The sequence below is a fragment of the Brevundimonas sp. NPDC092305 genome (genome assembly GCF_044755415.1).
Taxonomy (GTDB): domain Bacteria; phylum Pseudomonadota; class Alphaproteobacteria; order Caulobacterales; family Caulobacteraceae; genus Brevundimonas.
Window position 1 is genome coordinate 1,545,783 of the sequence record NZ_JBIVQY010000001.1, and the last position, 19,937, is coordinate 1,565,719.

Annotated in this window: 28 protein-coding genes and 1 pseudogene; 2 read left to right on the plus strand and 27 right to left on the minus strand. The window is 66.2% G+C overall.

Going from position 1 to position 19,937, the window contains the following annotated elements; translation table 11 throughout:
* Position 1: 1 nt before the first annotated feature.
* The 3 genes from ACIQC9_RS07730 to ACIQC9_RS07740 all read right to left on the minus strand — a co-directional run bounded on the left by ACIQC9_RS07730 (position 2) and on the right by ACIQC9_RS07740 (position 4,058).
* A complete protein-coding gene (locus ACIQC9_RS07730) occupies positions 2 to 1,393 on the minus strand; it encodes a trypsin-like peptidase domain-containing protein (RefSeq protein WP_400614123.1) in 1,392 nt (463 codons plus the stop codon).
* A 77-nt stretch (positions 1,394 to 1,470) separates the two neighbouring features.
* Complete coding sequence (locus ACIQC9_RS07735) at positions 1,471 to 2,781, minus strand: TCR/Tet family MFS transporter (RefSeq protein ID WP_400614126.1); 1,311 nt, start codon at positions 2,779 to 2,781, stop codon at positions 1,471 to 1,473.
* Positions 2,782 to 2,831: 50 nt separating this feature from the next.
* Complete coding sequence (locus ACIQC9_RS07740) at positions 2,832 to 4,058, minus strand: ectonucleotide pyrophosphatase/phosphodiesterase (RefSeq protein WP_400614128.1); 1,227 nt, start codon at positions 4,056 to 4,058, stop codon at positions 2,832 to 2,834.
* Between the two features lie 96 nt (positions 4,059 to 4,154).
* Here ACIQC9_RS07740 and ACIQC9_RS07745 point away from each other — a divergent pair, with 96 nt between their 5' ends.
* Both ACIQC9_RS07745 and ACIQC9_RS07750 read left to right on the plus strand, forming a co-directional pair.
* Positions 4,155 to 5,066, plus strand: a complete 912-nt coding sequence (locus ACIQC9_RS07745) for an ABC transporter ATP-binding protein (RefSeq protein WP_400614130.1) — start codon at positions 4,155 to 4,157, stop codon at positions 5,064 to 5,066.
* On the plus strand, positions 5,056 to 5,931 hold the full coding sequence (locus ACIQC9_RS07750; protein WP_400614132.1) for a hypothetical protein: 876 nt from the start codon (positions 5,056 to 5,058) through the stop codon (positions 5,929 to 5,931). Before ACIQC9_RS07745 ends, ACIQC9_RS07750 begins: the two co-directional genes overlap by 11 nt.
* 3 nt (positions 5,932 to 5,934) lie before the next feature.
* On the opposite strand, the gene ACIQC9_RS07755 is transcribed toward ACIQC9_RS07750, so the two are convergent.
* From ACIQC9_RS07755 to rplV, 24 genes and pseudogenes are all read right to left on the minus strand, one after another.
* Complete coding sequence (locus ACIQC9_RS07755; protein ID WP_400614135.1) at positions 5,935 to 6,843, minus strand: LysR substrate-binding domain-containing protein; 909 nt, start codon at positions 6,841 to 6,843, stop codon at positions 5,935 to 5,937.
* Between the two features lie 263 nt (positions 6,844 to 7,106).
* On the minus strand, positions 7,107 to 7,526 hold the full coding sequence (rplQ, locus tag ACIQC9_RS07760) for a 50S ribosomal protein L17 (RefSeq protein ID WP_400614138.1): 420 nt from the start codon (positions 7,524 to 7,526) through the stop codon (positions 7,107 to 7,109).
* A 107-nt stretch (positions 7,527 to 7,633) separates the two neighbouring features.
* Positions 7,634 to 8,653: a DNA-directed RNA polymerase subunit alpha gene (locus tag ACIQC9_RS07765; protein WP_400614139.1), complete on the minus strand. Its 1,020-nt coding sequence runs from the start codon at positions 8,651 to 8,653 to the stop codon at positions 7,634 to 7,636.
* Between the two features lie 90 nt (positions 8,654 to 8,743).
* Positions 8,744 to 9,133 (minus strand): 30S ribosomal protein S11, encoded by a 390-nt coding sequence (gene rpsK, locus ACIQC9_RS07770; protein ID WP_400614141.1) that lies wholly within the window; start codon positions 9,131 to 9,133, stop codon positions 8,744 to 8,746.
* 9 nt (positions 9,134 to 9,142) lie between these two features.
* Positions 9,143 to 9,511 (minus strand): 30S ribosomal protein S13, encoded by a 369-nt coding sequence (gene rpsM, locus ACIQC9_RS07775; protein ID WP_292096020.1) that lies wholly within the window; start codon positions 9,509 to 9,511, stop codon positions 9,143 to 9,145.
* A gap of 128 nt (positions 9,512 to 9,639) precedes the next feature.
* Complete coding sequence (locus tag ACIQC9_RS07780) at positions 9,640 to 10,422, minus strand: TonB family protein (protein WP_400614144.1); 783 nt, start codon at positions 10,420 to 10,422, stop codon at positions 9,640 to 9,642.
* A 70-nt stretch (positions 10,423 to 10,492) separates the two neighbouring features.
* Entirely contained in the window at positions 10,493 to 11,236 is a 744-nt protein-coding gene (locus ACIQC9_RS07785; RefSeq protein WP_400614146.1) for an energy transducer TonB, read from the minus strand.
* Between the two features lie 58 nt (positions 11,237 to 11,294).
* The gene (locus ACIQC9_RS07790) at positions 11,295 to 11,858 is read right to left on the minus strand and encodes an adenylate kinase (protein ID WP_400614148.1); all 564 of its coding nucleotides are present in this window, start codon (positions 11,856 to 11,858) and stop codon (positions 11,295 to 11,297) included.
* A 22-nt stretch (positions 11,859 to 11,880) separates the two neighbouring features.
* Complete coding sequence (secY, locus tag ACIQC9_RS07795; protein ID WP_400614151.1) at positions 11,881 to 13,257, minus strand: preprotein translocase subunit SecY; 1,377 nt, start codon at positions 13,255 to 13,257, stop codon at positions 11,881 to 11,883.
* A gap of 266 nt (positions 13,258 to 13,523) precedes the next feature.
* Positions 13,524 to 13,964: pseudogene (gene rplO / locus ACIQC9_RS07800) on the minus strand (50S ribosomal protein L15); the annotation flags it as partial.
* 220 nt (positions 13,965 to 14,184) lie between these two features.
* Positions 14,185 to 14,382: a 50S ribosomal protein L30 gene (gene rpmD, locus ACIQC9_RS07805; protein WP_400614153.1), complete on the minus strand. Its 198-nt coding sequence runs from the start codon at positions 14,380 to 14,382 to the stop codon at positions 14,185 to 14,187.
* Between the two features lie 3 nt (positions 14,383 to 14,385).
* Positions 14,386 to 15,006 carry a 30S ribosomal protein S5 gene (gene rpsE / locus ACIQC9_RS07810; RefSeq protein ID WP_400614155.1) on the minus strand — a complete coding sequence of 207 codons (621 nt, stop codon included), beginning with the start codon at positions 15,004 to 15,006 and terminating at the stop codon, positions 14,386 to 14,388.
* A 12-nt stretch (positions 15,007 to 15,018) separates the two neighbouring features.
* Positions 15,019 to 15,375 (minus strand): 50S ribosomal protein L18, encoded by a 357-nt coding sequence (gene rplR / locus ACIQC9_RS07815; protein ID WP_400614157.1) that lies wholly within the window; start codon positions 15,373 to 15,375, stop codon positions 15,019 to 15,021.
* Between the two features lie 3 nt (positions 15,376 to 15,378).
* Entirely contained in the window at positions 15,379 to 15,912 is a 534-nt protein-coding gene (gene rplF, locus ACIQC9_RS07820; RefSeq protein ID WP_400614158.1) for a 50S ribosomal protein L6, read from the minus strand.
* Between the two features lies 1 nt (position 15,913).
* Positions 15,914 to 16,312 (minus strand): 30S ribosomal protein S8, encoded by a 399-nt coding sequence (rpsH, locus tag ACIQC9_RS07825; RefSeq protein WP_400614160.1) that lies wholly within the window; start codon positions 16,310 to 16,312, stop codon positions 15,914 to 15,916.
* A gap of 14 nt (positions 16,313 to 16,326) precedes the next feature.
* Positions 16,327 to 16,632 carry a 30S ribosomal protein S14 gene (gene rpsN, locus ACIQC9_RS07830; protein ID WP_400614162.1) on the minus strand — a complete coding sequence of 102 codons (306 nt, stop codon included), beginning with the start codon at positions 16,630 to 16,632 and terminating at the stop codon, positions 16,327 to 16,329.
* Positions 16,633 to 16,651: 19 nt separating this feature from the next.
* Positions 16,652 to 17,212 carry a 50S ribosomal protein L5 gene (gene rplE, locus ACIQC9_RS07835; protein WP_400614164.1) on the minus strand — a complete coding sequence of 187 codons (561 nt, stop codon included), beginning with the start codon at positions 17,210 to 17,212 and terminating at the stop codon, positions 16,652 to 16,654.
* Complete coding sequence (rplX, locus tag ACIQC9_RS07840; RefSeq protein ID WP_400614166.1) at positions 17,212 to 17,520, minus strand: 50S ribosomal protein L24; 309 nt, start codon at positions 17,518 to 17,520, stop codon at positions 17,212 to 17,214. Before rplX ends, rplE begins: the two co-directional genes overlap by 1 nt.
* A gap of 1 nt (position 17,521) precedes the next feature.
* Positions 17,522 to 17,890, minus strand: coding sequence for a 50S ribosomal protein L14 (rplN, locus tag ACIQC9_RS07845; RefSeq protein WP_021698481.1), 369 nt, complete (start codon positions 17,888 to 17,890; stop codon positions 17,522 to 17,524).
* Positions 17,891 to 17,909: 19 nt separating this feature from the next.
* Entirely contained in the window at positions 17,910 to 18,149 is a 240-nt protein-coding gene (rpsQ, locus tag ACIQC9_RS07850) for a 30S ribosomal protein S17 (protein WP_400614169.1), read from the minus strand.
* Between the two features lie 10 nt (positions 18,150 to 18,159).
* Positions 18,160 to 18,357 (minus strand): 50S ribosomal protein L29, encoded by a 198-nt coding sequence (rpmC, locus tag ACIQC9_RS07855; RefSeq protein WP_354088005.1) that lies wholly within the window; start codon positions 18,355 to 18,357, stop codon positions 18,160 to 18,162.
* Positions 18,357 to 18,797 carry a 50S ribosomal protein L16 gene (gene rplP / locus ACIQC9_RS07860; RefSeq protein ID WP_183203626.1) on the minus strand — a complete coding sequence of 147 codons (441 nt, stop codon included), beginning with the start codon at positions 18,795 to 18,797 and terminating at the stop codon, positions 18,357 to 18,359. Before rplP ends, rpmC begins: the two co-directional genes overlap by 1 nt.
* 3 nt (positions 18,798 to 18,800) lie before the next feature.
* Positions 18,801 to 19,556, minus strand: coding sequence for a 30S ribosomal protein S3 (gene rpsC, locus ACIQC9_RS07865; RefSeq protein ID WP_400614172.1), 756 nt, complete (start codon positions 19,554 to 19,556; stop codon positions 18,801 to 18,803).
* Complete coding sequence (rplV, locus tag ACIQC9_RS07870; RefSeq protein WP_400614175.1) at positions 19,556 to 19,936, minus strand: 50S ribosomal protein L22; 381 nt, start codon at positions 19,934 to 19,936, stop codon at positions 19,556 to 19,558. Before rplV ends, rpsC begins: the two co-directional genes overlap by 1 nt.
* Between the last annotated feature and the right edge of the window lies 1 nt (position 19,937).

Genomic DNA, 19,937 nt, shown 5'->3' on the forward strand with positions numbered 1-19,937 from the left:
TCTAGCCAACCCGGCCGGTTCTCAGCTGTCCGCCACGGTTGATCGAGACTTCCGACCCCCGACGCACGCCGTTCAGTTGGCCCGCCGAGGTCACCGCACTGCCGTTGACCCGGAGAACGACATCGCCCGGCTGGAAACCGTTGGCCGCGGCGTAACTGTTGCCGACCAGCTCACCAATGATGACGCCCGACGCGAACGGGTCGCCGCCCAGCCGATCGGCCAGCGCGGGGTTGAGGGTCAGCACACGGGCGCCTGCGAACGAGCCGGACTGGATGACCTGACCGCCTTTCGGGTCAGCGTCGCCCGGCAGCGGCTCTATACGCGCCTGCACCGTGTCCGACCGTCCATCCCGCAACAGCGTGACCGGCACTCGCGTGTTCGGATCGCGCAGACCGATATTGTAGTTCAGGCCACCCTGATCGTTGACCTCTTGCCCGTCGACGGAGGTGACCACGTCGCCTTCGCGAATGCCGGCGTCCGCTGCCGGGCCGCCCGGGTAGACTTGGGTGACCACCAGACCCTGTGGCCGGTCCAGACCGAGACTGCGGGCGATGTCGCCGGTGACCGTGTCGCCCTTCAGGCCCAGCCACGGCCGCACCACCGCTGTGGCGCCGCCGACGGCGCTGTCCACGACCCGGCGTACCTGCGCCGCAGGCACCGCGAAGCCAACGCCTGACGATGTACCCGACCGCGAGAAGATCGCCGAATTGATGCCGATCAGATCGCCGTCCATGTCTACCAGCGCGCCGCCGGAGTTGCCGGGATTGATCGCTGCGTCCGTCTGGATGAACGAGCCGGAGTCCGCGATGTTGGTTTCGGTCCTGTTCAAAGCGGAAACAATGCCGTTGGTGACCGTCTGGCCGACCCCGAACGGGTTGCCGATGGCCAGAACCAGATCGCCGACCTGCTGCTGCTCGCGATCGTCGATGTTCAGCGTCGGCAGTTGGCCGTCCACGCCTTCCAGTTGCAGCACGGCGATGTCGGACCGCTCGTCCGCCAGCACCACACGCGCCGAGAACTCGCGCCGGTCGGTCAGGGTGACGCGGATGTCGCTCATGCCCTGAATGACGTGGTTGTTTGTCACCACCACGCCGTCCGGCCTAACGATAACGCCGGAGCCGATCGAGCCCACCTGCTGCGCCCGTTGGGCGTTGTAGCCGAACATGGACCAGAAGGGGTCCTGCACCCGCTGGACGCCGCGCGCCGCGATGTTGACGACCGCCGGGGCCGCACGCCGCACCACGGGCGCAAAGCTCGCTTTCATCGAGGCGGAGTCGCCGGGCACGACACGATTGGCGTCGGCAAATGCGCCGTCCTGGGCCTTGGAAGGGTCGGGTTGGCCGCAGGCGGCGAGGGTCAGGGAGAGCGCGAGGGCAAGCGAGCTGGTCTTCATCATCGTCCGCTGGAAATGTCGGTGGTCGATCCGCCCATCACGTCCCCGCATTTCGACGGGATGATGGCGGCGCCGTTTCAAACGGCCACGCTTTCGTCGCGTTCCGCCTGTCGCGCCGTAACCCACCCAACCGCCGCCGCCAGGAGCAGGACCGCCGCCGCGATGTAGAAGGCGAGACCCGGATCGAACAGGCCGCCCACGAGCGGCTTCACAATCGCGGACGGAAGACCCAGCCCCTCAAACCAGCGCGCCAACCCGGCGAACTGCCCCGACACCGACTGCGCATAGATCCAGCCGAAGAACAGCGGCGACGCCACCCCGGCGATCGAGGCGACGCTCATGTTCGCACCCTGAAGCTGGCCCTGCTCGTCCTCGCCCACACGACGGGTCATCAGGGCCTGCAGCGTCGGCATGGCCAGACCCCACAGCGCGTTCGGCAGCATGGCGAGCATGAACATCCAGCCGGTCGGCGCCCAGCCCATCATGGCGATGCCGACCGTACCGCCGAACAGGCCGAAGACCATGGTCGCGCGATCGCCAAACCGCTTGACCGCCTTTCCGACCAGCAGCCCCTGCACGATTATGTCCAGTACGCCCACCGCAGCCAGCAGAAGGCCGACCTGCAGCGGCCCCCAGCCGTAGCGCAGCGCCGCGTACAGCACGAATACGACCGAAAAGACGTGGTGGGCGAAGTAGAGCAGGAAGTTCACCATCGCGAGGCCCGCCAGCTCGGCATGCCGCTTCAACAACACAAGCGACCCGACCGGATTGGCCCGCGCCCAGCTGAACGGCATCCGTTTCTCGACCGGCAGGCTCTCGGGCAGCACAAGCCAGCCGTACAGGAAAGCCACGCCCGACATTCCGGCGGCTACCCAGAACGGAATGCGCGGCCCCATCTCGCCCAGCAGCCCGCCCATCACCGGGCCCAGCACGAAACCGCCCGAGAAGGCCGCGCCGATCAGTCCGTAGGCCTTGGCCCGTTTATCCGGCTCGGTGATGTCGGCCATATAGGCGTAGACCGTGGTGAAGCTGGACGAGGTGAGCCCGCCCAGAATGCGCCCCAAGGCCAGCCACCAGAGGTTTGGGGCCAGCGCCATCAGCATCCAGTCGAGCGACAGCCCGGCGCAGGAGATCAGGATCACCGGCCGTCGCCCGTATTGATCGGACAGAGAGCCGATCACTGGCGAGGCGAAGAACTGCATCGCCGCCCACAGGGCCACGAACACGCCGTTCCAGATGCCCGCCGCCGCGTTCGAGCCCGCGAACTCCTCGATCAGGGACGGCAGTACCGGAATGACTAACCCCATCGACACGATGTCCAGCATCGCGGTGATCAGGATGAAGGCCAAGGCGGCCCGCTTGGTGCGGAAACGGTTCAGTGCGGACATGGGACGCGCCTTCTAGCCGACGGAAACGCCGCCGTCGAAGGCTCCCGCGATCATCGCGCCATGGCGGCTTCGGTATCCTGCGCCTGACCGTCGCCCGCGGGCGCGGACAGGTCCAGCAGACGGGCCAGCAGGGGCTGGACGTCTACGCTGTCCATCTCCGGCAGGGTCGCGCCACGCGCCAGATCAGGGCCGTGGGCGATGAACAGGGCGCGCATTTCCTCCGACGCATTGTCATACCCGTGGGCGCCGCCCCGTATGCGGGCGGGGTCTGGCGTCCGCTCATGCGTCGTCGCCATCCAGCCGGTTTCAGCCAGACAGACGATCGCGGGAATACGCGGGTTGGTCCCGTAGGCCAGCCGCGGCGGGATTTCACCCCTGCGCCAACATTCCAAATGGTCGGAGCGGCCCAGCAGCGCGGCCTCCACCTCGGCTTCGCGACCGGGTTTGGGGTCCAGCGTCGCCACCGGGCCATGGGCTGTGACGGTAAAGGCATCAGCTGCGACCTTGTCGTCGAGGAAAACCAGTCGCTCGCCCGAGATCGGCGCCATGCCGTGGTCGGCGACGATCACCAGATTCGCTTCAACGCCCTGCTTCGCCAGCCCGTCGAGCAGCGCCTTCACCGCGGCGTCGACATCGGACAGCACCGCATCGGTCTCCGGCGCATCCGGGCCATACTTGTGTCCTGCGGAGTCCAGAACGTCGAAATACAGCGTCGCCAGCTGCGGCCGCTCGGCTTCGGGCAGGCTCAGCCACGCGAGCAGGATATTGACCCGCGCCAGCGACGGCACCGTCTGCTCGAACGGCAGCCAGTAGGTTGGCCGTACGCCGCGGATCGGCGCTTCGGAACCGGGCCAGAACAGGGTGGCTGTACGCAGGCCCGCGTTCATGGCGGTCACCCAGATCGGCTCCCCGGCGTCGTACCAGACCCGGTCCATCACCTCGGCGCGGTTGCCCAGCGAGAAGCGGCGGCCCGGCAGGTCCCGGTCCGTGATGGTGTTGTAGACGAGGCCGTGGTGGTCGGGATGCAGACCTGTTGCGAGTGTATAGAAGTTCGGAAAGGTCACGCTGGGCCACGAGGGACGCATGCCGCCCTCCGCCTGCACGCCCTCTTGCGCCAGCCGCGACAAGGTCGGGGTCAGCCCGCGATCCAGATAGTCCGCACGGAAGCCGTCGATGCCGATCAGGATGACCGGCCGATATGGCTCTTGCGCCGAGGCAGGTGAACCACCTGCGAGCGCGGCGGCGAACGCAAGCGAGGCGAGAAGGCGAACAAGCATACTGAACTCCGGATTGGGGCGGACATTGCCTAAGCTTAATCTGCGACAGCCCTGCAACGCCTTGCCTCTCGCCCTGAGCAAAGCCAAGCTCCCCCAATGAACGCTGTGATCGAAACCCGTGGGCTGACCAAGACCTACGGAACCGTCCACGCCCTCGCGGGTCTGGACCTGACCATTCCCCGAGGCGGCGTCTATGGCGTGCTGGGACCGAACGGGGCGGGCAAGTCGACCCTGTTCCGCATCCTGCTGGGCCTTATCCGGCCGACCAGCGGTTCGGCGACGATCATGGGTGGGCCCGTCGGAGATGTGGCCCATATGCGCCAGACCGGCTCGATGATCGAGACGCCTCGCTTCCCGCCCTATCTGACCGCGCGTCAGGTGCTGAGCTGGCTGGCGCTGGAGCACGGCGCCGGAAAGACGGCGGACATCCCGCACTGGCTCGAACGCGTCGGCCTGACCGAAGCGGCGGACCGGCGGGTGCGCGGTTTCTCGGTCGGAATGCTCCAGCGGCTGGGCGTCGCGGCCTCGCTGATGACCCGGCCCGATCTGGTCATTCTGGATGAACCGACCAGCGGCATGGATCCACCCGGCATTCAGGAGATGCGCGCCCTGATCCGCAGCCTTGCGGCCGACGATGGCGTGACCGTCGTTCTGGCCAGCCACCAGCTGCTGGAGGTCCAGCGCGTCTGCGACCGCGTCGCCATCCTGAACAAGGGCCGGCTGGTGCGCGAGGGGACGGTCAATGAGCTGACCGCCGTCGGCGAACGCCTGCGTCTGTCCGTCACCCCGATGGCGCAGGTGCTGGATACGCTGGGCGCCAAGGGCGCGGTCGAGGGCGAGGCCGTCATGGCCGATGTCACCCGCGCCGAGGCTCCCGCCCTGATCCGGGCGCTGGCGTCAAAGGGCGTCGACATTACCGAGGCGCGCTGGGTCGGCACCGATCTGGAAAGCATCTTCTTCACCGAGACCGGCTCCGTTCAAACCGTGGAGGCCGATCATGCTGGCTGACGCCATCCGCGCGGAAAGCTTCCGCCTGTCCAAGAGCCGCACGACCTGGTTCTGGTCGGTCTTCTTCGTGCCCATCGTCTCGCTGGTGCTGGGCGTCATCGCCGCCTGGTTCATGCAGGCCAAGGAAACCGAGATCATGGCGTCAGCGACCAAGCTGCCGCCAGAAGCGATCGCCATGTTCGGCAAGGCGCCGATCAACATGGCCGAAAGCCTGACCGAGGCGGCGTCCAAGCTGGACAACCCCATGCTGCTGGCCTTCATGCTGATCGGCGCGGCGACACTCTACGCCGCCGACTATCGCTGGGAGACCTGGCGTCTGATCAGCGCCCGAAACGGGCGCACCAATCTGGTCATCGGCAAGATCGCGGTGACGACCCTGCTGGCGGTCGTGGCCATGCTGATCATGCTGCTGTCGAGCGTCGCAGAGACGCTGGTGCAGGCTGCGATCTTCAAGCGCGGACTGGTCTTCCAGCCGACCGGCGCGATGTTCAGCCACTTCCTCGCCTTCTCGGGCCTGTCGCTGCTGCGGATCGTGCAGTTCACGATCCTCGGCCTGCTGGCCGCGACGGTGACGCGGTCCTTGCTGGCGGCCCTGTTCGTGCCGTTGGTGGTGGGTGTGGCGCAGTTCTTCTCGCCCCAGCTGTTTGGCGGAATGGGCATGACACCGGATCACTGGGTCCCCGCCCTTCTAAACCCGGCCGCGGCGACGGACGCGCTGAAGGCCTGGGCCGAGGGTGGTCCGGACGCTGCAAGTCTGCCCGCCGGCATGGTGATGAAGGCGTGGATCTGCATGGCCCTGTGGACCCTGCTTCCGGCCATCGGCGCCCTGACGTGGTTCAAACGGCAGGATCTGTCGAAGGAATAGGCTTCAGGCGGCGACGCCCGGCTCCGGCTGGTCCGTCGCCGCGCCCTGTTCGGCCAGCCAGTCCCCGAACGCGTCCACGGCCGCGCTCGACCGGTCCGCAGGCTTCAGGAAGACGAAGCGAGACGTGCGCCGCACGAAGCCGAACGGCGCCACCAGCCGGCCCGCCTCAAGATCCGGCGCGACAAAGACCCACGGAACGATGGCGAGGCCCAGCCCGGACGCCGCCGCCTCGATCAGGGAGTGGTTGTGGCCGAACTCCCGCTCGACCGTCGCCCTGCCCGCCTTCACGCCGGCGAGTTCGCTCCACACCCGCCAGCTTTCAGGAAAGGTGCTGGCGTGCAAACGCGGCAAACCGGCCAGATCGGCCCAATGGCTCCCGAGCGGCGCAAGGCGGGGTGCCCCGACGAGACCCTGCATCTGGGGCATGATGTCCACGGCCCGGGCAGCCGGCGCGATCTGGCCGGCCTCGAAGATGCGTATCGCGGCGCCGAACCGGTCCTTGCGGAAGTCGACCGGCGCGTAAGACTCCGATAGCCGCACCCGGACATCGGGATGGCGAGCGACGAAGTCCGGCAGCCGCGGGATCAGCCATTTCACCGCCAGCGTCCCGAGACACGACACCTCGATCTCCACCGGGCCAGCCCCCCGCGCCGCCTGTACGCCCCGGCGGATCGCAGCGAAGGCTGGCGTCAGGTCTTCAGCCAGAGCGACGCCGGCGCGAGTCAGCGCCAATCGATGCCGAGGTCCCTCGACCAGCTCGACGCCCAACGCGGCCTGCAACGTGGCGATCTGGCGACTGACGGCGCCGTGGGTCACCGCCAGTTCCTTCGCCGCCTGCGTCATCGAGCCATGGCGCGCAAAGGCCTCGAAGGCTCTCAATGCGGAAAGCGGCGGCGGCGCATGGGTCGACATGTGATCTCAGCTCACAACCTCGCGCCCATCTAATCGATTTCGCGGGATCGGCAAATCGGGTTGAGACTGGACGATGTCGCCCTCGCCCCTTCCCCCGCCCCGCCGCACCCGACCTGACGAGATCGCCTACGCGCTCTGGGCCTTCGTCATCGCCGGCATCGCCGCCCTGACACTCGCCGACGGCTGCGCTTCGCCACCGGCCAAAGAAAAAGGCCCCGCCGCGGATGCGGCGAGGCCTCTTTTGCCCCAACGATAAAGCCTTATCAGGCTTCGTCGTCGCCCTCGAAAGCAAGCACCGGACCGGAGTCCACGCCCTTGGCGGTGGCGTCCCGATCGACGAACTCGATCACGGCCATGGCGGCGTTGTCGCCGTGGCGGAAGCCGGCCTTCATGATGCGGATGTAGCCGCCGTTACGCTCGGCGTAGCGGGGAGCCAGGGTGTCGAACAGCTTGCCGACCTGGGTCACGTCGCGCACGGCGCTGATGGCCTGACGGCGAGCGTGCAGGTCGCCCTTCTTGCCGAGCGTGACCAGCTTCTCGACGAAGGGACGCAGTTCCTTAGCCTTGGGCAGGGTCGTCGTGATCTGCTCGTGCTTGATCAGCGAGGCCGCCATGTTGGCGAACATGGCCTGGCGGTGGCTGACCGTGCGGCCGAGCTTACGATATGCGGCGCCGTGGCGCATCGGGGTCTCTCCTACTCAGTCCCGGTTCCCGCGTACCAGATGCGGGCCTGGGCCTTTTCCTTCTAACCGCTCCGCAGACCCAAGGGCCGTTGGGCGGAGGGTTGAAACTAGATCTGGTCGTCGAACTTCTTGGCCAGGTCTTCGATGTTTTCGGGCGGCCAGTTCGGCACGTCCATGCCGAGGCTGAGGCCCATCGTCGCGAGAACTTCCTTGATCTCGTTCAGCGACTTGCGACCGAAGTTCGGGGTGCGAAGCATTTCGCCCTCGGTCTTCTGGATCAGGTCGCCGATGTAGACGATGTTGTCGTTCTTCAGGCAGTTGGCCGAACGGACCGACAGTTCCAGCTCGTCGACCTTCTTCAGCAGCGCCGGGTTGAAGGGCAGGTCGGGCTTGCCGTCCGCCGCTTCCACAGCCTTCTTCGGCTCGTCGAAGGTGATGAAGATCTGGAGCTGGTCCTGCAGGATGCGCGAGGCGTAGGCCACCGCGTCAACCGGCGAGACGGCGCCGTTGGTTTCGACCTCGAGGATCAGCTTGTCATAGTCCAGCGACTGGCCCTGGCGGGTCGGCTCGACGCGATAGGCGACGCGCTTCACCGGGGAGTACAGGGCGTCGACGGCGATCAGGCCGATCGGCGCGTCTTCCGGACGGTTCATTTCCGACGCAACATAGCCCTTGCCGTTCTGGACGGTCAGTTCCATGCGCACCGAAGCGCCGTCGTCCAGCGTGCAGATCACGTGGTCGGGATTCAGCACCTCGATGTCCGCCGGGACGTCGATCTGGCCGGCGGTCACCGGGCCCGGGCCCGTGGCGCGCAGGGTCATGCGCTTCGGACCCTCGGCATGCATGCGCAGGGCCAGTTGCTTGATGTTCAGCACGATGTCGACAACGTCTTCCCGCACGCCTTCCAGCGAGGAGAATTCGTGGACGACGCCGTCGATTTGGATCGCGGTCACCGCCGCGCCTTGCAGCGACGACAGGAGAACGCGGCGCAGGGCGTTGCCGAGCGTCACACCGAAGCCGCGTTCCAGGGGCTCGGCGACCAGGCGCGACTTGCGCTGCGGGTCGGAGCTCGCCTCGATTTGCGGCTTCTCGGGACGGATCAGCTCTTGCCAGTTACGTTCGATCATAGGTGTCCCTCGAAACGGGTTTCGCCGATCCCCCTCGCCTCGTCAGGGAGGGCGGGATCGGCGGGGAGATAGGGTAGTCGGCGACGACGCTTAGACGCGGCGGCGCTTGGGCGGACGGCAGCCGTTGTGCGGCATCGGCGTGACGTCGCGGATGGTCGTGATGGTCAGGCCCACGGCCTGAAGAGCACGCAGGGCCGACTCACGGCCGGAACCCGGACCCGAGACGTTGACTTCCAGCGTCTTCACGCCGTGTTCCTGCGCCTTCTTGCCCGCGTCTTCAGCAGCCATCTGGGCGGCGTAAGGGGTCGACTTACGCGAACCCTTGAAGCCCATGTGACCGGCCGACGACCAGGAAATCGCGTTCCCTTGAGCGTCGGTGATGGTCACCATGGTGTTGTTGAAGGACGCGTTCACGTGGGCGACGCCCGAGGTGATGTTCTTGCGCTCGCGCTTCTTTACGCGACCCGGTTCCTTGGCCATCGGTGCCTCTTACTTCTTCTTGCCGGCGATCGGCTTAGCGGGACCCTTGCGGGTGCGGGCGTTGGTATGCGTGCGCTGACCGCGGACCGGAAGGCCCTTGCGGTGACGCAGGCCGCGGTAGCAGGCCAGGTCCATCAGACGCTTGATGTTCATCGACGTCTCGCGGCGCAGGTCGCCCTCGACGGTGTGGTCACGGTCGATGGTTTCGCGGATCTGCAGCACTTCGGCGTCGGTCAGTTGGTTGACGCGACGGGCCGGCTCGATGCCGACCTTCGCCGTGATGTCCTTGGCGGCGTGCGCGCCAATGCCATGAATGTACTGCAGCGCGATTTCGACGCGCTTGTTGGTCGGGATATTGACGCCAGCGATACGGGCCACGAAATTCTCCAGATACGCGTGTTCAGACGCAGCAAACGCTCCGGTCAACAGACCTGGAGCGTGTGGCGCCCTTCGCGGAAGCGGGCCTTATACAGGGGATTTCATTTCCGTCAACGCCTGAGGCGTCGCTAGCGCCCGCCTCGCAGGTAGTCGACGGAGAAAGTGACGGTCTGACCGTCAACCGCGCGGCCGTTACGCATCGGTGGCCGATAACGGTACTCGCGGGCCAGCTTCAAACCCGCCTCGCCGAATCCGAGCTGACCCGGCGTCTCACCCAGTAAACGGCAGTCCCGCAGCCGCGTGTCCATGCCCACAACGCACGAAACGACCGCCTGACCGTCGATACCCCTGAACCGCGCGTACTGGGGATAGGAGCGATTCACCTGCACCTGAGTCGGTCGACGCAGGAGTTGCGGTCCGGAAAGGTCGCTGGCCGCCGCGCCACTGCTCCGTCCAGGGCCCACGCCGCTCCCGACACCCGATCCCACGCCCGACCCCAAGCCGCCGCCGGCTCCGGACCCCGCTCCGCCGATCGCGGCCGTCCCGGCTTCACGCGCAACAAGGTCCGCCGTAGCGCCCGAGGCAACCACGGACTGCGCGGCGTCCGGTTCAGTCGGCGCGATCAATGCCTCGGGCCACGGCAGCGTCTTTTCCGGAACGTGCAGGGTTGACGGCGTCGATCGTCCAGCAGGGGTCGGCTCATCGGCATTCTGCGCGGGTTGGCCTCCGCCGCCGCCGGGAGATGGGCTGAACAGCCTCACCTCGAAGACTGGCAGGGAGGACAGAACCGGTTCAGCGATACGGGTCATGGCCAGCCACCAAAGCACCACCAGATGCAGCAGCACGACAGCCACGAAGATTGCGGTCTTGCGCGAACGGTCGATCGACGGCGTGCGATCGTAGTCGATCATGTCAGCCTCCCTGCCCTTGCCATGACGATGGCACAGCTTCAGCCGGCCGGGAAGCCTTGCGGTAGCGGTGTTACCCGACGGCCGGCGCGTCCCGGCCGAAGCGCAGGATCATCACGGCCCGCAGTTCGTAGTCCGGACGGCCGTCAATGGTCGCGGGCCTGAACCGGTACAGTTCCCGCGCCGCGGCGAGGCCGGCCGCACCGAACCCCTGCCCTGCCGGCGTCTCGCTCATGACCTCGCACTGATCCAGAGTCGTGTCCTCAAGGATCCGGCAGCGCACGACGGCCGTCCCCGACACGCCCCGACGCAGCGCCTCACGCGGGTGGAAACGGCGTAGATCGTCGCCTTGGGGACGGCGCAGATTTTGGGGCCCGGTGCGCGCGCCCCTGCCCGGCCCGTCGCCGGCCCCCACGCCGTTGCCGGTTCCGGTCCCCTGCCCGCCCTGTCCCATGCCGGGCGATGGCGAGGCGATGTCGGACACGCCGACGGTCAGTGCGGGTGCGGGAGCGGGATTCACAGGGGCCGGCAGCTCGGGCGCCGGGACAGGCAGAGGCGAGCGGTGCACGCGCGAGGGCGCCGCCGGTGCGCCTCCACCAGCCACGGGTGACGGGTCAGGCGGCGGCGGAGGCGGCGGTGGGGGCGCCGGGGGGCGCATCAGGACGATATCGATGATCGAGGGCGGCAGCGAAGCCGGCGTCGGCGGCTGGGTGCGCGCGATGACCATGAACACGGCGACATGCGCGGCGGCCACCAGCGCAAAGACGCCGGCCTTGCGCGTCCTCTTCGGCGTCCAGAATGGAGTCCGGTCTTCCACGTCGGCCTTGTCCCACATCCGGCATGAACGCGCCGGACGGCGAAAAGTCAGCGACGGTTCAGGCGTCCAGCGCGCCGTCGATCGCGCCCGCGACCGTCTGGATATCGCCCATGCCGTCGATCTCGGTCAGCAGGCCCTTGCCCTCGTAATAGGGCAGCAAAGGCGCGGTCTGGCGGTTGTAGACGGCCAGACGGTCCTTGAAGGTGTCGGGATTGTCGTCCGGACGGCCCTGTTCGGCGAACCGCCTGGCGATCCGCGCGGTCAGGGCCTGGTCGTCGACCTTCAAACGAATGACGGTGTCGATCTGCGAACCTCGCTTGGCCAGCATGGCGTCCAGCGCCTCTGCCTGCGCCACGGTGCGGGGAAAGCCGTCGAAGATGGCGCCGCCTGCGGCCTCGGCCTCGGGCAGGCGATCCTCGATCAGGGCGATGACGATCTCATCGGTGACCAGATCGCCGCGGGCCAGCACATCCTTGACCTTCAGGCCCAGATCCGAGCCGCTGGCGATGGCGGCGCGAAGCATGTCGCCGGTCGACAGCTGGACCATGCCGCGCTGTTCGACCAGTCGTTTGGCCTGCGTTCCCTTGCCGGCCGCTGGCGGCCCGAACAGGATCAGGTTCATCGCGCCGCCCCCCGGTTCGACGTTAGCGCCGCGCGGGGGCGGTAGCGCCCCGGCCACGACCACGCAGCTTGGCCTTCTTGATCAGGCCTTCGTACTGGTGCGCCAGCAACTGGGACTGGATCTGGGAGACCGTGTCCATCGTCACCGAAACCACGATCAGGATCGAGGTGCCGCCGAAATAAAGGCTGTTGCCGAAGTTGGCGACCAGGATTTCCGGCAGCAGGCAGACCGCGGTGATGTAGGCGGCGCCGATGACGGTCAGACGGGTCAGGACATAGTCCAGATACTCGGCCGTACGCTTGCCCGGACGAATGCCCGGCAGGAAGCCGCCGTACTTGCGCAGGTTTTCGGCGGTGTCCTCGGGGTTGAAGGTGATCGAGGTGTAGAAGAAGCAGAAGAAGACGATCAGGACCGCGTACAGCACGCTGAACAGCGGCTGGCCGTGCTGCATCTGGCCGGCGACCGTGGGCACCCACGACAGCCAGGACGGCAGGTTGGCCGTCGCCGTCATGCTGGCAACCGTCGAGGGCAGCATCAGCAGGGACGAGGCGAAGATCGGCGGGATGACGCCGGCGGTGTTGACCTTCAGCGGCAGGAACGAGCGTTCCCCCCCGGCCATGCGGTTGCCTTCCTGACGCTTCGGATACTGGATCAGCAGGCGGCGCTGGGCGCGTTCCATGAAGACGATGAAGACCACCACGCCGACAGCGAGAGCGGCGATGGCCAGCAGTGCGATCACCGACATCTGGCCTTCCTGGGCCAGACCGAACAGGCGGGCGATGGTGCCCGGCAGAACGGCCACGATGCCGGCGAAGATGATTAGCGAGATGCCGTTGCCGACGCCGCGCGCCGTAACCTGCTCGCCCAGCCACATCAGCAGCATGGTGCCGCCGGTCAGGACGGTGACGGTCGAGACGACGAAGAAGATGCCGGGATCCGACACCAGCCCCGGCGTGGCGTTCAGGCCGACGGCGATGCCGGCCGACTGGAACAGGGCCAGGACGACGGTCAGATAGCGGGTGTACTGGTTAAGCTGCTTGCGGCCGCTGTCGCCGCCTTCCTTGCGCAGCTTTTCCCATGGCGGATACACCGTGCCCATCAGCTGCACGATGATCGACGCCGAGATGTACGGCATCACGTTCAGGGCAAAGACGGCCATCCGCTCGACGGCGCCGCCCGAGAACATGTTGAACATGTCCAGAATGCCGCGGGTCTGATCCGGGTTCTGGAAGAACTGCAGGAAGGCTTCGGAGTTGATGCCCGGGATCGGAACATAGGTGCCGATCCGGTAGACGATCAGCGCGCCCAGCGTGAACAGCAGGCGTTTATGGAGCTCGGTCGCCTTGGCGAACGAACCCATGTTCATGTTTGCGGCAAGTTGTTCGGCGGCCGAAGCCATGTGTCGTCACCCCGAGTGATCAGAACGCGGCGTATCGGAGATGAGTCCGGGCCAGCCGTCCAGATAGGCGAAGGGCGGCCTGTCAGCCAGACCGCCCCGCTTTCTTTTTACTTGGCGGCCTTGGAAGCGGTCCGCTTGGCGCGGGCCGAAACCTTGTTGGCGTCGCCCTTCGGAGCCTTGGGAGCCGGAGCCTTGCCCTTGGCGGCGTTGCGCTTCTCGACGCGCGCAGCAGCCTTTTCCTCGGCCGCGATGCGCTGTTGCGTCACGCTGCCGCCGGCGGCTTCGATCGCCTTCACGGCGCCGGCTGAGGCCGACCAGACGACCAGGTTCAGCTTGGCCTTGATTTCGCCGGTGCCCAGAATGCGGACGCCGTCCTTGACGCGGCGGATGACGCCGGCGGCGACCAGGGCGTCGCCCTTGATCTCACCCTTGGCGTCCAGCTTGCCGGCGTCGATGGCGTCCTGCAGGCGCCACAGGTTCACTTCAGCCAGCTTCAGGGCGTTGGCGTTGTTGAAGCCGCGCTTGGGCATACGCATGTACAGCGGCATCTGGCCGCCTTCGAAGCCGCCGATGGCGACGCCCGAACGGGACTTCTGACCCTTGACGCCACGGCCAGCGGTCTTGCCCTTGCCGGAGCCCGGGCCACGGCCGACGCGCATGCGCTTCTTGTGGGCGCCCTCGTTGTCGCGGATTTCGTTCAGTTTCATGTGCCTGATCCTTTCGGGTGCTAGCGCCCGGAGCAGCTCCGGACTCGGCTGTTTTGGGTTCCTTCTCCCCTCGGGGGAGAAGGTGGCTCGCGAAGCGAGACGGATGGGGGGGCTCGATCCGTCGCGCCCTATAAGACAAAGAGGGGGTCTGCATCAAGCAGCCCCCTCATCCGGCCCTGACGGGCCACCTTCTCCCCCAAGGAGAGAAGGGTCCTGTTTCTTACTTCTCGACCACTTCCACCATGTGCTGGACCTTGGCGATCATGCCGCGGACCGACGGTGTGTCTTCAAGCGTGGACTCGCGGCCCATGCGGTTCAGGCCGAGGCCGGCCAGGGTGGCGCGCTGGTCCGACTTGCGGCGGATCGGCGAACCAGTCTGGCGGATGGTGACGGTGTTCTTGGCGTCTGATTTGGCCATGACTTAGGCTTCCTGGGCTTCAGGCGCCGCTTCCGGAGCCGAGGCGCCGTCGTTGCGACGGCCCATCAGGTCAGCGACCTTCTTGCCACGCTTCGAGGCCACCTGACGCGGCGACGACTGGACCTTCAGAGCTTCGAAGGTCGCACGGATCATGTTGTAGGGGTTCGAAGAGCCGGTCGACTTGCCCACGACGTCCTGGACGCCGAGGGTTTCGAGGACGGCGCGCATCGGACCGCCGGCGATGACGCCGGTTCCCGGAGGAGCCGCACGCATCATGATCTTGCCGGCGCCCCAACGGCCGTTGCCGTCGTGGTGCAGGGTGCGGTTCTCGCGCAGCGGAACCTTGATCATGGTCTTCTTGGCTTCTTCGGTCGCCTTGCGGATGGCTTCCGGCACTTCGCGCGCCTTGCCGTGACCGAAGCCGACGCGGCCCTTGCCATCGCCGACGACCATCAGGGCCGCGAACGAGAAGCGACGGCCGCCTTTGACCGTGGCCGCGACGCGGTTGATGTGCACCAGCTTTTCGACGATGTCCGAATCCGGACCGTCGACGGCAGGAGCGTTGCGGTTGTCACGACGGTTGCGATCGTTGCCGCCGCCGCCGCGTTGGGGTTGTTGCGCCATCTGTCGCGTCCCTTAGAAGTTCAGGCCGGCTTCACGCGCGGCTTCCGCCAGCGCCTTCACCCGTCCGTGATAGATGTACTGACCGCGGTCGAAGATGACGTCCTTGACGCCCTTCTCCATGGCGCGTTCGGCGATCAGCTTGCCGATCTTGGCGGCCGATGCGACGTCCGAACCCTTGGAGCCCTTGCCGCCTTCCAGCGACGAGGCGGCTGCGATCGTGACGCCTTGGGCGTCGTCGATGATCTGGGCCGAGATGTTCTTGTCCGAACGGCTGACCGACAGACGCAGGCGACCGTTGGCGACCGCCTTCAGGTGGCGGCGAGTGCGGTCCGAGCGACGCTTGGCTTGTTGTCGAAGAGAAAGAGCCATGACTTACTTCTTCTTGCCTTCCTTGCGGCGCACGTATTCGCCTTCGTAGCGGACGCCCTTGCCCTTGTAGGGCTCCGGCGGACGCAGCTTGCGGATGACGGCGGCGATCTGACCGACGGCCTGCTTGTCAGCACCAGAGATCTTGATCTCGGTCTGCTTGGGGACAGCGAAGCTGACGCCGGCCGGCGGCTGGATGTCGACATCGTGCGAGAAGCCGAGCTGCAGCGACAGGGCGTTGCCCTTCATCGCCGCGCGGTAACCCACGCCGACCAGCTCGAGGGTCTTCTCGAAGCCGGAGGTGACGCCGGTGACCATGTTGTCGACCAGGGTCCGCGACAGGCCCCACATCGCGCGGGCGCGCTGGGTGTCGGAACGCGGGGTCAGCGACAGCTCGTCGCCTTCCTGCTTGATCTCGATCTCTTCGGCGACGGTCCAGGAGCGCTCGCCCTTGGGACCCTTCACCGAAATGGTCTGACCGTCGAGCGCGACAGTCACGCCCTTCGGGATCGCGATGGTTTTCTTGCCGATACGGGACATATCAGTAGACCCTGCAGAGGACTTCGCCGCCGACATTCTGGTCGCGGGCGGCGGCGTCCGACATGACGCCCTTGGACGTCGAAAGGATCGAGATGCCGAGGCCGTTCTTGATCGGCTTCAGGTCGGTGATCGCCGAATAGACGCGGCGACCGGGCTTCGACACGCGGGCGATCTCGGCGATCACCGGCTGGCCATCGAAGTACTTCAGCTCGATCTCGAACTGCGGGAATTCGCCAGGGTTCTGAACCAGCGAATAGCCGCGGATGTAGCCTTCGTCCTGCAGCACGTCGAGGACGCGCTGGCGCAGACGCGAAGCCGGGGTCAGCACCTTGGAACGCTTGCGGGTCGCCGCGTTCTTGATGCGAGCGATCATGTCGCTCAGGGGATCGTTGATCATCATGTCTGTCGCTCCCCTTACCAGCTGGACTTCGTCAGGCCCGGGATCTGTCCCAGGTTGCCGAGTTCGCGCAGGGCGATACGGCTCATCTTGAGCTTGCGATAGAAGGCGCGCGGACGGCCTGTCACTTCGCAGCGGTTGCGGATCCGGTTCGCGGCCGAGTTACGCGGCAGCTGAGCCAGCTTCAGGCGCGCCTCGAAGCGCTCCTCCAGCGGCAGGGATTCGTCGTTCGCGGTCGCCTTCAGGGCGGCGCGCTTGTCGGCGTACTTCGCGACGAGGGCCTTGACCATCTCGTTACGGTTTACAGCGGACTTCTTAGCCATTGTTCTCTTCCCTTCCCGCTCAGTTCGTCACGAACGGGAACTTGAACTCGGTGAGGAGAGCCTTGGCTTCCTCATCGGTCTTGGCCGTGGTGCAGACGATGATGTCCATGCCCCACATCTGATCGATCTGGTCGTAGTTGATCTCCGGGAACACGATGTGCTCCTTCAGACCGGTGGCGTAGTTGCCGCGACCGTCAAACGAGGTGCCCTTCAGGCCGCGGAAATCCTTCACGCGCGGCAGCGCGATCGTGATGAACCGGTCCAGGAACTCGTACATCTGGTCGCCGCGCAGCGTGACCTTGCCGCCGACAACCATGCCTTCGCGCAGCTTGAAGCCGGCGATGGAGTTGCGGGCCTTGGTCGGCACGGCCTTCTGACCGGCGATCTGCGTCAGGTCCTTGAGGGCCGCGGTGGCCTTCTTGGAGTCGGCGACAGCTTCACCGATGCCCATGTTCAGGACGATCTTGTCCAGCTTGGGCGTCTGCATCGGGTTGGTGTAGCCGAACTTCTCGGTCAGCACGCCCTTGATGCGGTCGTTGTATTCGGCCTTGAGGCGCGGGGTGTATTTGGTGTCGGCCATCAGATGACGTCTCCCGTCGTCTTGGCGAAGCGAACCTTCTTGCCGTCTTCGATCTTGAAGCCGACGCGGGTCGCCTTGCCGTTGGCGTCGGCGATCGCGACGTTCGACAGGTGAAGCGACGCTTCCTTGTTCTTGATGCCGCCTTGCGGGTCAGCCTGGGTCGGGCGCGTGTGGCGCTGAACCATGTTGACGCCTTGCACGACGACGCGGTTTTCGGTCGGCAGAACCTTGGTCACCTTGCCGGTGCGGCCCTTGTCCTTGCCGGTCAGGACGACGACGTTGTCGCCCGATTTGATCTTGGCGGCCATGTTACAGGACCTCCGGAGCCAGCGAGATGATCTTCATGTGGTTCTTGGCGCGCAGTTCGCGGGGAACCGGGCCGAAGATCCGCGTGCCGACGGGCTCGTTCTGCTTGTTGACGATGACGGCGGCCGACTTGTCGAAACGGATGACAGAGCCGTCCTTGCGCTGGATGTCCTTGGCGGTGCGAACGACGATGGCGCGAACGACGTCGCCCTTCTTCACGCGGCCGCGAGGAATCGCTTCCTTCACCGAGGCGACAATGGTGTCGCCCACCGAGGCGTAGCGGCGCTTGGAGCCGCCCAACACCTTGATGCACATGACCCGGCGAGCGCCCGAGTTATCGGCCACCTCCAGGTTAGTTTGCATCTGGATCATGGGATCCGATCCTTCTTGATTACGAAGCCGCGGCGGCGAGGACTTCCCACCGCTTCAGCTTGGACTTCGGGGCGCACTCGACGATGCGGGCGATGTCGCCCACCTTCAGGGCGTTGCCCTCGTCGTGAGCGTGGTACTTCTTGGACAGACGCACGGTCTTTTTCAGGACCGGGTGCAGCAGGGTGCGCTCGACCTTGACGACGATGGTCTTGTCGCCCTTGTCGGAGACGACCACGCCTTCGAGAATACGTTTCGGCATCGGTGTCTCCTTAACCCGCCGCGCGGTTCGCACGCAGAAGCGTGGAGATGCGGGCGATGTCCTTGCGCACTTCCGAGACCCGGTGGGTCTTTTCCATCTGGCCGGTGGCGGCCTGGAAGCGCAGGTTGAACTGTTCCTTCTTGAGCTTCAGCAGCTCCTCGGACAGCTGATCGGGCGTTTGGGCCCGCAGATCGGCGATCTTGGTCATCAGGCAGCGGCCTCTACATGGGCGATGCCGGCGTCGAGGCGGGTGACCACCTTGGTGCGGACCGGCAGCTTGGCGGCGCCGAGGCGCAGGGCCTCGCGGGCGATGTCGTCCGGCACGCCGTCGATTTCGAACAGGATACGGCCCGGGTGGCAGCGCGCGGCCCAGTGGTCCACAGCGCCCTTGCCCTTACCCATCCGCACTTCGGCCGGCTTGCCCGTGACGGGCAGGTCGGGGAACACGCGGATCCAGACGCGGCCCTGACGCTTCATCTGGCGGGTGATCGCGCGGCGGGCCGCCTCGATCTGACGCGCAGTGATGCGTTCCGGCTCGACCGTCTTCAGCCCGTACGAGCCGAAGTTCAGCGAGAAGCCACCCTTGGCGGAGCCGTGGATGCGGCCCTTGAAGGCCTTGCGGTACTTGGTCTTCTTCGGTTGCAGCATGACTTAGTTCTCACGTCCCCGGTCGCGACGCGGACCACGATCCCCACGGGGACCGCCGCGCTCACGGCCTTCATTCGACGACGGGCCAGCGGCTTCCTGGGCCCAGCGCTTGTCCTGGGCCATCGGATCGTGCTCGAGCACTTCACCTTTGAAGACCCAGACCTTCACGCCGATGATGCCGTACGTCGTCTTGGCTTCGTAGAAGCCGTAGTCGATGTCGGCGCGCAGGGTGTGCAGCGGCACGCGACCTTCGCGGTACCACTCCATGCGGGCGATTTCAGCGCCGCCCAGACGACCCGAAACGTTGATGCGGACGCCCTTGGCGCCGAGGCGCATGGCGGACTGCATCGCGCGCTTCATGGCGCGGCGGAACGCGATACGGCGCTCCAGCTGCTGGGCGATGTTCTCGGCGATCAGCTGCGCGTCGGTTTCCGGCTTGCGGACTTCGACGATGTTCAGGTGAACCTCGCCTTCCGTCTGGGCCGAGATGTCCTTGCGGAGCTTCTCGATGTCGGCGCCCTTCTTGCCGATCACGACACCCGGACGGGCGGCGTAGATCGTCACGCGGCACTTCTTGTGCGGACGCTCGATGATGATGCGCGACACGCCGGCGGCCGACAGGCGTTCCTTCAGCCACTCGCGCAGCTTCAGGTCCTGATGCAGGAGCTTGGCGTAATCGGCGCCGCCGGCGAACCAGCGGCTGTCCCACGTACGGTTGACGCCGAGGCGCAGACCGATCGGATTGACTTTCTGACCCATCAGGCGGCCTCACCAGCTTCGCGGACCACGATGGTGATCTCCGCGAAAGGTTTCAGGATGCGCGACGAGCGGCCACGAGCACGGCTCGCGAAACGCTTCATCACCAGGTTCTTGCCCACGAAAGCCTCGGCGACAACGAGGTTGTCGATGTCGAGGTTGTGGTTGTTCTCGGCGTTGGAAACGGCCGAGTACAGGACCTTGCGGACGTCGGTGGCGATGCGCTTGCGGCTGAATTCCAGCTCGTTCAGCGCCTTCTGCACCGGCAGGCCACGGATCGACTGGGCGACCAGGTTCAGCTTTTGCGGGCTGATCCGGACGTTCACCAGCTTTGCGCGGGCCTCGGTCGGGGCAACCCGACGTGCGTTCTTCGTCTGGGCCATC